Origin of the sequence: Arthrobacter sp. NPDC093128 (assembly GCF_040683875.1) — a bacterium.
Taxonomy (GTDB): Bacteria; Actinomycetota; Actinomycetes; order Actinomycetales; family Micrococcaceae; genus Arthrobacter.
Genome location: NZ_JBFBEY010000004.1, coordinates 127,664 through 140,802 on the forward strand (window position 1 = coordinate 127,664; position 13,139 = coordinate 140,802).

Sequence of the window (13,139 nt, forward strand, 5' to 3'; positions counted from 1 at the left end):
AAGCTACGAAGAAACAGACCGCTGGCAGAGCCCGATAAAACCGCCCAACTGTTCGAGGCCCTCCGGATGAGTGGGCAGATAGTTGGTCAGCTCCGGGGCCCGCACCACCACAGCGCGCCATTTCCCGCGGGACACAGCGACATTGATCCGGTTCCGGGAGAGCAGGAACTCCATGCCGCGCGGAGCCTCGGCCACCGCTGAACAGGCCATGGACACAATCACCACAGCCGCCTCCTGGCCCTGGAACTTGTCCACGGTACCCACGCGGACCGCCGTGTGGCCGGCGGCGTCCAGGGCATCCCGGATCACGTTCACCTGGGCGTTGTAGGCCGCCACCACCAGGATGTCTTCCGGCCCGAGCGGCAGGCTGCCTGCTTCGTCGTGCCACGTCAGTCCCAGGTGCCTGCTGGCCTGCCGCACCACTTCAGCTGCTTCCTCGGCCGAGGACGTGATGTTTCCGCTGTGCGGCACCATCACCGTTTCGATTCCGGCGGGAACGCCGTCCAGGAAGCGCAGGTCCGCCGCGCTGGCGGACTGCAGCCGACCCTCGTACGAGAGCTCCGACACAGCAGCGCACAGGGGAGATGCCATCCGCCACGAGTCGGCCAGGAAATAGCCGAGCTCCGGCGGAAGCGTGGCACGGCCAGCAGAGATCCAGCCCAGGGCGGATTCGTTGACCGGCTCGGGATGCGTGCCCTGGCTGACCTGGGGGAGCTGCTGCGGATCGCCAAGCAGCAGCAGCCGCGGGCTGGCCTGGGCCACAGCCAGGGTGTTGGCGAGCGAGAACTGCCCCGCTTCGTCGATCACGAGGAGATCCAAAGACCCCGCGGGCACCGTGGAACCGGTCATGGTCCAGGCCGTGCCGCCCACCAGGGCCCCGCCCGGGGTACTGAGCAGCCTGTCCACATCCGCGGCATCCCGGTGAAGCCACGGCAGGGAACCGTCGTGTTTGACGTCCTTGGCGACCCTGCGCGGGTCCACTCCGGCCTTGTCCACGGCCGTGCAGAGCAGGTTCTCCACCACCGCGTGCGACTGGGCCACAACGCCCACCTTCCAGCCGCGGGCCACCAGCCGGGCAATGACGTGCGAGCCGACGTGTGTCTTGCCGGTGCCCGGCGGACCCTGGACTGCCAGATACGAATGGTCGAGCGCTTCCACTGCAGCCGTGATGGCGTCGATGAAGCGGTCCGGGCCACCGGCCGGCGCGGGCAGCGGCCCGCCTGTCACTAGCCTCGGCGGAACCCGGCGCACGAGGTCCAGGGCCGGATGCTTCCGAAAGACTGGTTTCCCCGGCGCCGCTGCGGTGCCGTCCGGAAGCCCGGCCGCCACCTGGTCAGCCAGCCGCGCCAGGGCCTCCTCCAGGCTCTTGGTGGGGACAGGCTGGTCCTCGGTGAGTGCGATGGGCAGCCTGTTGTGAGGATCGATCTTCCGGGGCAGCCTGTCGCGGATCACCACGATATCCCTGCCGTCCTCGTGGCCGAGCTCCAGGACCTCCGTCCCGAACAAGCCGTTGCGCCCGGAACCGTCGCTCCCTGTTCCCTCCAGGCCGGCCGGCAACGGACGGTCATACATGCGGAACCACGTGCTGCCCTCGCGGAGGTCCGAACCGGCGCTCACCGTGCCGGTCAGGTGCACCCTGCGCTCCGGGAGCCTGGTGCCGACCTTTTGCCAGTCATCGAGGATGCGGGCCTCCTCCACGAGGAAAACGTTGCGGTCCTGCTGATGGGTGTCGGGTCCGTTCTCGCAGCGGTCGAAGTGGGCCCACCAGAACGCCTTGCGCTCGCGGCGGTGGTAGCTCACGGCCGCGTCCACCATGGCGACGGCCTGAACGTCAGGGTCCGCGCCGCCGTGCCCCACCGCGGCGCCGAGGGACACAGCCGCTGCCCCCGCGGCGCGGGACTCCGCCGCCCGGTGCAGGAAGGCCCTGATGGCGGACTCAGACCGCGGGAGCGCGGCACCGTCCTCGGAGTCAGATGCCGCCTGGCCTAAATTTCCGGCAGTCTTTTTGCTTCCCGGAGCGGTCCCGATTCCGCGCTCGCCAGCCAGCCGCAGCAGCCAGTTGCGCAGTTCCAGGGTGGAGAGGCAATCGTATTCGTTGTAGTCGGAGATGCCGGCGAGGATGGCCGCAGCATCCCCGGCCAGGCCGGCGTCGCGCGCCGCGCAGTAATCGGCATACGCCACAACCGAGGCGCCGGCGTCCTTCACGTCCCCGGAGCGGAGGTTGCTGCCCATGTACAGCGGCTCGAGTTTTTTGATGCTGTAGGAGTTTTCGGAGATGCGGATGCTGTTCCGGACGGTCTGGTACAGGTCCACGAGGAACCCGTCCCGCAGCCAGTTGTCCACGGTGTCCTCACCGGCGACGTGCATCACCGACAGCTTGCGGAGCGCGGTCTTCTCGTAGGCGGCGTAGTGGTAGACGTGCATGTCCGGATACTTGCGCCGTCTGTCTTCCACATAGTCCAGGAAATCGAGGAACGCCTGCTTCTCCGCGGCGCGGTTGTGGGCCCAGAAGGGCTTGAACACGGTCCGGCGATCCGGTTCCAGCGGCGCTTCGATAACCCCGAAGAGGTACTCAAGCCCCCAGACTCCGGTGCCGCTGTCCTGCCACAGCGGGTCCCCCTCGAAATCGAAGAAGATGTCTCCGGGGCTGGGCGGGGGAAGTTCCGCCAGTGTGTTCTCGGGGATCACGCGGTAGCCGATGCTGTGCTGTTCACCGTCTTTGACGTAGCTGACGGATCCCTCCGCGGTTCCGGCGTTGCTTTGCATCCTGGCCTGATCCTGCATCCGCAGCAGTGACGCGTTGGCTCCGGGCAACGTGGCGTCGGCCAGCTGCTTGACCGTGAGGATCCCTTGCGCGTGCAGCTTCTTCCGCTGGGCGGAGTTCATCCGTGCCACCAGGAGGAGGTCGTCAGTGGCCTTCACTTGTTCCTGGCAGTAATCGCACCGGCCGCAGGCCACAACACCGGACGCGCCCCAGCTGACGACGTCGGACTGGTTGCGGTGGCCGGTACTGAGCGCCAGGAATCTGTCCCTCCGCTCGCGGAAGACCGGCAGGATGTCCGCCAGTTTGTGGCTGCTCCGGACATAGTCGAAGCCGCCTCCGGGCGTTTCCACCGTGGCCCCCAGAACCAGCGTCACCGCAGGGTCCGGCGCAATGCCGGCGTGGAGCAGTTGGTCGGCGTACGCGGCGAGCTGGAGCAACGCCGTCACCTTGGCGTGGCGGGCCAGCTTGGTGTCGTACACGGCATAGCTGCCATCGGCCTGTTTGACCAGGAAGTCGGAACGGCCGTGGAAGCGGCCGTCAAAGAAAGCCGCCTGGAAGACGACGTCCGCCCCGGCCCGCAGCGCATCGACGGATTCGGCATGCTTGGCCTGCAGGGTGGCGCGGTCCATGGCTGTGGCGGGCGCGACGTCGTACACGCCGCGGCCGGTGGCGGGATCCCACGGGCCGAACTCATCCAGGAACTTGTCCAGGACCTTGTGCTCGTGGGTGTCACCCAGCTTCGCTGTGCGGGCCAACATCTCGTCGGCCTCGAACTCCGCTTTGGGGGACCGGCCCAGTTTTTCGTCCAGCTTGCGCAGCAGCTGGTACTCGCACGTGGCCGCGATGACGAGATCGCTCGCGGAGAAGACCAGATCCTGTTCGAGATCCGGTGCTTGCGGTTCAAGAAGAAACACTGCGCCTCGTTGCCGTAGATGTCGTGTTGCCGTTGATGTCTTATTGCCAAAGTATCAAAGGCCCCTGACAGTATTGGCGGGTTGGGCTGCAAGGGCTGGTCTGGTCCTGGCCCGTGCCGTCGGCGTAGGGTCTGAGGGACGTGCCTGAGACAAAAAAATCAACGGATGCTGCACCGCTGCCGGCGGGGCACGCGACTGAACTGAACCGGGGAATATGACTGAGCAAGATGGCATCACTGCATACGACGAAGCCGCGTTCGAGGCTGCCGTCCGGGCTGCGCAACAGAGCCGCAGCGAAGGCGGCATCCCCATCGGGGCCGCGCTGGCGAGGGGGAGCGAGGTGATCGCCAGCGGCCACAACGAACGCGTGCAGCACGGCGATCCCATTGCCCACGGCGAGATGTCGGCGCTCCGGGCAGCCGGCCGGCAGAAGAGCTACCGCGACACCACTCTGTACACGACCCTTGCGCCGTGCGCGATGTGCACGGGAACCATCATCCAGTTCAAGATTCCGAGAGTTGTGGTGGGTGAGGCCAGGACGTTCCCCGGCGAATTCGACCTCCTGCGCTCGCGGGGTGTGGAGGTGGTGGTGCTGGACGACCAGCGCTGCGTGGACATGATGCTCACGTTCCAACACGACTACCCGGAACTGTGGGCCGAGGACATCGCCGAGTAGGCCGACATCTTCAACTTTGCCTCCAGCGCGGCCCTGTTTGAACTCCAAAAATGGAGCCTAAACCGGCCCGGGTGCGCCGTCCGGTACCGCCGTCCGACGAACCATGATTGAGCCTAGTCAGGGCGTTTGCCCGGGCGTAGGCTGACAGCATCGGCGCCGGAGCCGAGGGCCCCTGCGTCGAACCCCAACCGATGAAGGAGGACTGATGAGCGTCGTACGTGAATTCATGACTACCAACGCCCAGTGCGTCAAGGAAGACCAGACACTGCAGGAAGCGGCCGTAATGATGCGCGACCTTGACTGTGGTTCGCTGCCGATCTGTGGCAGCGAAGGCAAACTCAGGGGACTCATCACGGACCGCGACATCGTACTCAGGTGCGTTGCCGAGGGCTTGGACGCCAGGGAGGTCAGGGCCATCGACCTGGCCCAGGGCAATCTGCGCTGGATCGATGCTGACGCCAACATCGACGAAGCCATTGCACTGATGGAGCAGTACCAGGTCAGGCGCCTGCCGGTCATTTCCGACCACAAGCTGGTGGGCATCATCAGCCAGGGCGACATTGCACGCAACTACTCGGAAGAGCGCGTCGGCGAACTGGTGGAACACATTTCGGCCAAGAAGCCCATGGAGAACATGGCCTAGTGCCGTATGCGAGCAACTGCTGACTGCAACTGACCCAAGCGCCGCGAACTGTTCGCGGCGCTTGTCCCTTGCCTGCCGTCATTCCTTGCGCCGGGTCTCGGCTGACCGCAAAGCTGCTTGACCGCAAAGCTACAGGAAGGCCTCGCGTCCGGTTCCCTCCCGAATCACCAGTTTGCCTTCTGCAATGGACACGAGAAGGCTCTTCGGCCTTCCGCTGAGTTTGACGCCTCCGGCCAGACCCCGGCTGGTGACCTCGACGCCGATGGTGGCCCCGCGCGCCGGAAGCTCGATTGCTACCTCCTCCGCAATGCCCAAAAGGGGGTTGGTGGAGAGATCGGTGTCGCGCCTGGCCTGCTTGCCGTTAACGAAGACCGTGACATTGTCCTCCTCAAAGCCGTCCTGAAGGATGATGAGCAACTCCTGCATGATGGACCGCCTCCGTTGGTTGCTGGCCTTCCTACTGCCACTACATCACTTATGCCCCGGGCCCGGTAGCCCTAATCTCGCGCAGCCCGTGCCATAGTGTCGGTCCGGTAAGGCAAAATGTTCTGGGTGAACCACATCCCGCAGCGTCCTAACCCGTCCCCTGCCACTCCGGCTGCCGTGATGCCCGGAAAACCCGCCGGCGGGACAGCCGGACAGACGGCCGCGCAGCCGGGCGGCACGCCGTCTGGCAAGCCCGCCGGCAGGACCGCCGACGCCGTGGCGGAACAGATCGCGGCCCAGATCGCCGGCGAACTGGGAGTGAAGGCCTGGCAGGTCAAGGCGGCAGTGGACCTCCTCGACGGCGGTTCGACCGTTCCCTTCATCGCCCGGTACCGCAAGGAAGCCACCGGGACCCTTGATGACACGCAGCTCCGCGAGCTCGAGGAACGGCTGCGGTACATCCGTGAACTGGAGGACCGCCGTCGGACCGTCCTGGAGGCGATCGCCTCGCAAGGCAAGCTGACGCCGGAACTGCAGGCCGCCGTCGTCGATGCGGATACCAAATCCCGCCTTGAAGATATTTACCTGCCTTTCAAAACCAAGCGGCGGACCAAGGCGCAGATCGCCCGCGAGGCGGGGCTGGAGCCGCTCGCCGACGCGCTGCTCAAGCGCCCGGAGCTGGATCCGGAGCGCGAGGCCGCCAAGTTCCTGAACGCTGAACACTCCATTGACGACGCCGCCGCGGCGCTGGCGGGTGCCCGGTCCATCCTGGTGGAGCGGGTGGCGCAGGACCCTGACCTCGCCGCAACACTGCGGGAACGGCTCTGGAGCCAGGGCCGCATGGTGTCCCGGGTGAAGAAGGGCCAGGAGACCGAGGGCCAGAAGTTCAAGGACTACTTCGAGTTTTCGCAGGTGCCGTCGGGCATGCCGTCGCACCGCGTCCTGGCGCTGCTTCGCGGGGAAAAGGACGGGGTGCTGGAGCTGGATCTCGCCGAGGCTGAACCGTCCGACGACGACGCCCTGGCCGCCGCCCGCGGCCGCTACGAATCCGCCGTGGCCAGGTTCCTCGGGGTTGCGGACCGCGGCCGTCCCGCCGACGAGTGGCTCCTGCAGACCGCGCAGGTGGCGTGGCGCTCGCGGGTGCTGGCCCGGCTGACGGCCGACCTGCGCGGACGGATGTTCGCAGCCGCCGAAGACGAAGCCGTCCGGGTTTTCGCCGCCAACCTCCGCGACGTGCTGCTGGCTGCCCCGGCCGGAAACAGGGCCACCCTGGGGCTGGATCCCGGGCTCCGCACCGGCGTGAAGGTAGCGGTGGTGGACGGCACCGGCAAAGTGGTGGCCACGGACACTGTCTACCCGCACGCCCCGGCGCGGAAATGGGACGAAGCCCTGGCCACGCTGGTCCGGCTGGCTCGTCAGCACGCCGTCGAACTCGTGGCGATCGGCAACGGGACGGCATCCCGCGAGACGGACAAGCTCGCCCTCGAACTGATCAAGAAACTGTCCGCGGGGTCAGCGGCGGGACAAACGGGCAACGGGGCACCGGGAACCCGGCCGCCGGAAAAGCTGGTGGTGTCGGAAGCCGGAGCCTCCGTGTACTCGGCGTCCGCGCTGGCTGCTGCCGAGCTGCCCGGCATGGATGTTTCCCTGCGCGGTGCCGTGTCCATCGCCCGGCGCCTGCAGGATCCGCTGGCGGAGCTGGTGAAGATCGAGCCGAAGTCGATCGGCGTCGGGCAATACCAGCACGATGTCACAGCTGCGAAGCTGGACCGCAGCCTGGATGCCGTGGTGGAGGACTGCGTCAACGCTGTTGGGGTGGACGTCAACACGGCGTCGCCCGCGCTGCTGAGCCGTGTGGCCGGCGTCGGACCGCTGCTGAGCGAGAACATCGTGGCATACCGGAACGAGCACGGACCGTTTGCCAAGCGGAGCGAGCTGAAGAAGGTGCCGCGGCTGGGCGCCAAAGCGTTCGAACAGTGTGCGGGATTCCTGCGGATCACCGGGGGAGCGGAGCCGCTGGATGCTTCCAGCGTGCACCCCGAGGCCTACCCGGTGGCGCGGAAGATCGTCGCCGCCGCAGGCGGAAGGGCAACTGCCGGCAGGGCAGCCGTAGGAGGGGCAGGTACCGGCAGCCTCGCCGCGCTCAACCCGCAGGACTTCGTTGAGGGTGCCTTCGGCCTGCCCACGGTGCAGGACATTATTTCCGAGCTGGAGAAGCCCGGACGGGATCCGAGGCCGGCATTCGCAGCGGCCAAGTTCTCGGAAGGGATCGAGAAGATTTCCGACCTCCGGCCCGGGATGATCCTGGAGGGAACTGTCACCAACGTGGCCGCGTTCGGGGCGTTCGTGGACGTCGGAGTGCACCAGGACGGGCTCGTGCACGTATCCGCGCTGGCTAACCGCTTCGTGTCCGATCCGCGCGAAGTGGTGAAATCCGGACAAGTGGTGCGGGTGAAGGTCCTCGAGGCGGATCCCGAGCGGAAGCGCATCTCGCTCACGCTGAGGCTCGACGACGAACCGGCACCTCCCGGTGGCCGGTCGGCTGCTGCCGGTGGGCGGCAGGGCAACAATGCGCCGAGGCAGGGCACCAGTGCGCCGCGGCAAGGTAGCGACGCCGGTCAGCCGCGGAAGGATGCCCGTCCGCCGCGGAATGACGGCCGGCCCGCGAGGAACGACCGTACCGACGCCAAGCGGACGCCGCCGCCCAAGCCCGCTCCGGTGAACACCGCCATGGCCGAAGCGCTGCGAAAGGCCGGCCTGGGCAAGTAACCGCACCGCACTCCCGACCCAGGCCGTGGCTACAGTGGACCCCATGACTTTCACGCGGCCCGATCCGTTCACCACGCGCCCCACGCTGCGGGGCACCTTCGGGATGAGCGCCTCCACGCACTGGACTGCGACGGCCACCGCTCAGGCGGTGCTGGAACGCGGCGGGAATGCGTTCGACGCCGCCACCGCAGGGGCGTTCGTGCTCCACGTTGTTGAGCCGCACCTGAACGGTCCGGGCGGGGACATGACCGGTGTGTTCGTCACCGCCGAGGCGCCAGGCAAACCGATGGTCCTGATGGGGCAGGGTCCCGCGCCCGCCGGAGCAATGCCCGGACACTATCGCTCGGAAGGCCTGGAACTTGTCCCCGGCTCGGGTGCCCTCGCGACGGCGGTGCCTGCCGCCGTCGACGCCTGGCTCCTGCTGCTGCGCGACCACGGGACATGGGAGTTGCCGGCTGTGCTGGAGTTTGCAGTCGGGTATGCCCGGGACGGCCATCCGGTGCTGGGCCGCGTTGGAGCGACGGTCGCTGCCGTTTCCGGACTGTTCCGGGAGCACTGGCCCACGTCGGCCGAGCTGTGGATGCCGGAAGGCAGGGTCCCGGCCGACGGCGAGTTGTTCCGCAACCCGGCCTATGCGCGGACCCTTGAGCGGCTTCTGGAAGCGGGTGCAGCAGAGTCCTCCCGCGAGGAGCGTATCGATGCCGCCCGCCGTGAATGGTGCGAGGGCTTCGTCGCAACGGCGATGGTCCGGTCCGTCCAGGTGCCGCACAGGCACTCGTCCGGCACGGACCACCGCGGCGTACTGGCAATGAGCGATCTGGCAGCCTTCGAGGCTGGCTACGAAGACGCCGCCACCATCGAATTCCGCGGCCACACGATCGCCAAGACCGGTCCGTGGGGTCAGGGTCCGGCACTGTTGCAGACTCTTGCGATCCTGGACGGGTTCGCCGACGAATACCTTGACCCGTCCACCGAACTTGGCGCGCACACCATCCTCGAGGCACAGAAACTGGCGCTCGCGGACCGCGAGGCCTACTACGGCGATACGGATGTTCCGCTCGACTACCTGTTGTCCGCCGAGTACGCCGCCGCGCGCCGTGCCTTGATCACGGAGCGGGCGTCGCTCGAGTTCCGGCCCGGCCAAGTTCCGGGACGCGAGCCGTTCCACCCGCCGCTGCGGACGGAGTATGTGCCGTCGTCGCTCGGGAACGACGACGCCGGGCCGGGTCTTCGCGGGAGCCGCTTCAGTGCCGGCGTGGGTGAGCCGACAGTGCTGGCGACCGGGGAGACGCGCGGCGATACCTGCCATATCGACGTTGTGGACCGCTGGGGAAACATGATCTCTGCGACTCCGTCCGGCGGTTGGTTGCAGTCCTCCCCGGCGATTCCCGAACTGGGGTTCTGCCTGGGCACACGGCTGCAGATGACCTGGCTCGAACCCGGAACGCCGTCCACGCTGACCCCGGGAAAGCGCCCCCGGACCACCCTGACGCCAACGCTCGTGCTTCGGAACGGCAGGGCTGTAACTGCGCTGGGCTCGCCCGGCGGGGACCAACAGGATCAGTGGCAGCTGCCTTACCTTCTGCGGACAATCGTGGGCGGCTACTCTCCGCAGCAGGCCATCGATGCGCCCATGTTCCATACGACGTCGATGCCGGGGTCATTCTGGCCCCGAACGTGGGAGCCGGGCGGGGCCGTGGTGGAGGACCGATTAGGCGACGGCGTCATTGCGGGTTTGGAGCGTCGCGGCCACCGGATCACGCGGGCTGGTGACTGGACGCTGGGACGGTTGTCCGCCGTCGTGCGCGATCCTCTGACGGGGGTGCTGCAGGCTGCCGCCAATCCGCGCGGTGGGCAGGGGTACGCGGCGGGTCGCTAGGGGGTGACCCTACTCGTGGGGAGGCCAGCCCATCATCTCGTTCAGTGCAATGACATTTCCCTCGGTGTCCTGGAGGAATGCTGACTTCACGGCGCCGAAATCCATTACCTCGCCCTCAGCTTGGCCTTCGACGCCGGCGAAGCTTCCGGCGCCCGGTGGCTGGAATGTGGCGCCACGCGCTTTTAGCTCCTTCACGAGATTCTCGATGTCTTCGACCATGAAGCTGATCATTGGATAGGCCGGGGGAATCCTGTCCGGGAGCTCGGTGAGGGCGATGCTCGAGCCGGAGGCCGCTCCGAAGACCATGGGATCATCCGTTGGGCCGGTGAGAAGGTCGAGGCCAAGGACATCGCGGTAGAACTTCCGGGCACGGTCGCCGTCCTGTGCTGGAAGGATCGGGTTCACGTAGAAGCGGTTCAGCATGGCGTGTCTCCTTATTCCAAGGTGTGAGCGTCCGCTCTTTGATTCTTGCAGAGCGGACGATCTTCTTCACCAGGTGTGGCTAGCTCGTCCGGCCCGGTGGAAAGAGCTGGGCCGATTTGGGCGCTGCTCAGCATCGGAAGTATCTGTTGCGTTGTGGTTTTTGGCGTGGGTCGATGTGGGGTGGCGGGATGAACCAGGGAATCCCGGTTTTGACCTGGATGGTCCATTGTTCTTTGTGGATGAGGTGGTGGTGATGGGAGCACAGCAGGTTCCGTTGTCCGTGCTGGTGCTCCCGCCGTGCGACCAGTAATTGATGTGGTGCGCTTCGCACCAGGGGGCCGGGATCGTGCAGCCGGGGAACGCGCAGCCCTGGTCGCGGGCGGTGATGGCTTTGCGGATGTGCGGCGGGAAAATCCGGGTGGTGCGGCCGATGTCCAGGATGCGTCCCTGGCTGCCGAGCAGGACCGGGATGACGTCGGCATCGCAGGCGATCTTCCGGATCGTGGAGGCGGTGACCGGGCCGGTGAACGTGAACGACCCCGTGCCGGGGATGCCGGGGATGCTGGTGGCTTCGGTGGTGTGTTCGAGGCGGTCCAGGAGGTTCCGGTAGTCGATGGTAACCATCACCTGGGGCCGGAGCCCTCCCGCGGCGGGGAGTGCATCGGTGGTGAGGGACGCTTTGCAGGCGCCGACGAGGCCGTCCAGGAGCCGCTGCGGACGGGTCCGCCGGTCCAGGCCGGCATCAGGTGCGCCGCCTGTCCCGCTGGTGTCGGTTCCGTCGCCGCCGCCGCATCCGCTTTTGTCTGCGTCGCTGTCAGCAACCGCCCCGGCCTGGGTGCGGGGGTTGGTGGCGGTGTTCATGACGGTCAGGAGGGGTTCGCATTGGTCCGGGGTCGCGAAGATTTCGATGTGCTGCAGGCCACGGCGGGCCTGCCGGAGGAAGACACCCTGGCGGCGGCGGAGTTCTTCCTCGGACGGTTCGGATCCGTTCTGGTCGATCGCGTCGGTCCAGCGGCGGGCGACCCGGGTCAGGAAATCCGTGTCGTATTGTGCTGCGGTGCGGGTCAGGGCGTGTTCCATCCGGGCGGTGGTGTCCGCGGTGGCGTGATGCCGGACCCGGTCCAGGGCCAGAGTGATGATGGTCGCCGGGCGGGACGCGACGCTCCCGGCGGCAACGGCGGCGGCAAGTTCGGGCCGCTCCGGCGGCTCGATGTGACCCGTGAACCCCGTCCTGGGCAGCATCGCGGACGCGAGAGCGAGACGGCGGCGGGCTTCGGAGACGCTGATCCGCAGCCGGGCCCGAAGGAATTCGGTGGCGTTCCGGCACCCGTCATCAGCCGGGTCCGAATTGGTGGGGTTCGGCGCCGGGGGCACCTGATGATCCGCTGCGGCGGTTTCTGTGCCCCATCCCGTGACCCAGCCGACCGCCGCGCCCGAGCCTGAGCCCGAGCCGACTGCGGCCGAGCGCGCAGCTATTGCGGCTTCACGACGGGTCCGGTCCACGGCGCCGGCCGCGACGATCTGCAGGTATTCCGCGGCCCGGGAGATTTCCTCGACCTTGTCGGCGAAGGCCGCGGCCTCGCGGAAGCTCAGCAGCGCCGTTTCGACGACCGCCGTCGAACTCAAGGTCCTGAGCAGCTCAAGACACCGCGCCAGATCACCGGACCCGCCACCGTCGTCCGCTAAAGCATCCGGATGGTGGAGTCCTGCGGGGACAGTGCGCAGGCCGCGGACGCGCGCGGCTCGCGCTTGAACAGGAGGAGGCTGGACAGCAGACGCGGTTGCGGGCAGCTCGGCCCACTGCAACGCCCCTTCTGCTGCAAGATCCCCCATGGCTTCCATGGGATAACTCTGCCAAAGGGGTCAGACATTTTAGGCCTGCGGACAGTCAGGACGCTCTAATCCAGTGAAGAGTTCGAACGACTAGATCCGTACGCGCCCAGCCTCAGCCCCGAGCACGCGCGGCTTGCCGAACCGCGTCCGGACCCCGGGGGAGTACAGCACGGAGTCGGGCGGCCCTGTCACGTTGAGGCCGGCGGCGCTGACCAACCCGTCGTCCAGTACCGTCAGCTCAGCCCGGTACAGCGGCCACGCCGGATGGGTGTTCGGAATGTAGAGCGTACGGCCGCGGAAGCGGGAGTGCAGCCCGAACCTGGCCGTGAGGTGGATGGACAGGGGATCCGCCGCGATGTCGTCGAACGCCGGAATAACCGCGAAACCGCTCGTCGCGCCGCGGCGGAACCTACGCACGGAATAGCCGGTGGCCGGTCTGCCGGGTTGGGCCGGGCGGAAGCGGGCGTGCGACCACACGTAGGGGATCCCGGCCGCGCGGGCGGCCAGGACAACGGCCAGCCGGTCGGCGTCCAGGCTCAGGAACACCACACCCCGGGTGCCATCCGGTTCGCGCGAGTACAGGCGGACGTTGATCTCGTTGAAGTCCCCGAAAAACGGCACAGCGGGCCCACGGCCAAAGCCCGCCTTCTGCATGCGGAACCCGATCAGCCCCACCCAGGCGGACCCGTCGAACACGTCCGGCACCACTCCGGACGGCATGAATGCCGCCGACTCCGCCTCGGGGATGCGCCAGTGCAGGAACACTGCATCGGTCCATCGTTGCTCCATGAGGACAGGGGCGGGCAGCTCAG

General features: G+C 67.3%; 9 protein-coding genes. 4 read left to right on the forward strand and 5 right to left on the reverse strand.

Annotated features, from left to right (window positions below; genetic code table 11):
• Nucleotides 1–3 precede the first annotated feature (3 nt).
• Nucleotides 4–3,678: a TM0106 family RecB-like putative nuclease gene (locus tag AB0N24_RS06330; RefSeq protein WP_364121950.1), complete on the reverse strand. Its 3,675-nt coding sequence runs from the start codon at nucleotides 3,676–3,678 to the stop codon at nucleotides 4–6.
• A 214-nt stretch (nucleotides 3,679–3,892) separates the two neighbouring features.
• Between AB0N24_RS06330 and AB0N24_RS06335 the strand changes: the two genes are divergently transcribed.
• Nucleotides 3,893–4,354: a nucleoside deaminase gene (locus tag AB0N24_RS06335; protein WP_364121952.1), complete on the forward strand. Its 462-nt coding sequence runs from the start codon at nucleotides 3,893–3,895 to the stop codon at nucleotides 4,352–4,354.
• A 205-nt stretch (nucleotides 4,355–4,559) separates the two neighbouring features.
• Entirely contained in the window at nucleotides 4,560–4,997 is a 438-nt protein-coding gene (locus AB0N24_RS06340) for a CBS domain-containing protein (protein WP_364121955.1), read from the forward strand.
• 129 nt (nucleotides 4,998–5,126) lie between these two features.
• Here AB0N24_RS06340 and AB0N24_RS06345 read toward each other — a convergent pair whose 3' ends face one another.
• Nucleotides 5,127–5,423, reverse strand: coding sequence for a hypothetical protein (locus AB0N24_RS06345; protein ID WP_104173544.1), 297 nt, complete (start codon nucleotides 5,421–5,423; stop codon nucleotides 5,127–5,129).
• Nucleotides 5,424–5,603: 180 nt separating this feature from the next.
• Between AB0N24_RS06345 and AB0N24_RS06350 the strand changes: the two genes are divergently transcribed.
• Both AB0N24_RS06350 and AB0N24_RS06355 read left to right on the forward strand, forming a co-directional pair.
• A complete protein-coding gene (locus tag AB0N24_RS06350) occupies nucleotides 5,604–8,192 on the forward strand; it encodes a Tex family protein (RefSeq protein WP_364122384.1) in 2,589 nt (862 codons plus the stop codon).
• A gap of 43 nt (nucleotides 8,193–8,235) precedes the next feature.
• On the forward strand, nucleotides 8,236–10,071 hold the full coding sequence (locus tag AB0N24_RS06355) for a gamma-glutamyltransferase (protein ID WP_364121958.1): 1,836 nt from the start codon (nucleotides 8,236–8,238) through the stop codon (nucleotides 10,069–10,071).
• A 9-nt stretch (nucleotides 10,072–10,080) separates the two neighbouring features.
• Here the strand turns inward: AB0N24_RS06355 and AB0N24_RS06360 are convergent, their stop codons facing one another.
• The 3 genes from AB0N24_RS06360 to AB0N24_RS06370 all read right to left on the reverse strand — a co-directional run bounded on the left by AB0N24_RS06360 (nucleotide 10,081) and on the right by AB0N24_RS06370 (nucleotide 13,116).
• On the reverse strand, nucleotides 10,081–10,494 hold the full coding sequence (locus AB0N24_RS06360) for a VOC family protein (RefSeq protein WP_364121961.1): 414 nt from the start codon (nucleotides 10,492–10,494) through the stop codon (nucleotides 10,081–10,083).
• A 66-nt stretch (nucleotides 10,495–10,560) separates the two neighbouring features.
• The gene (locus tag AB0N24_RS06365) at nucleotides 10,561–12,336 is read right to left on the reverse strand and encodes a DUF222 domain-containing protein (RefSeq protein WP_364121964.1); all 1,776 of its coding nucleotides are present in this window, start codon (nucleotides 12,334–12,336) and stop codon (nucleotides 10,561–10,563) included.
• Between the two features lie 81 nt (nucleotides 12,337–12,417).
• Entirely contained in the window at nucleotides 12,418–13,116 is a 699-nt protein-coding gene (locus AB0N24_RS06370) for a DUF2071 domain-containing protein (RefSeq protein ID WP_364121967.1), read from the reverse strand.
• Nucleotides 13,117–13,139 lie beyond the last annotated feature (23 nt).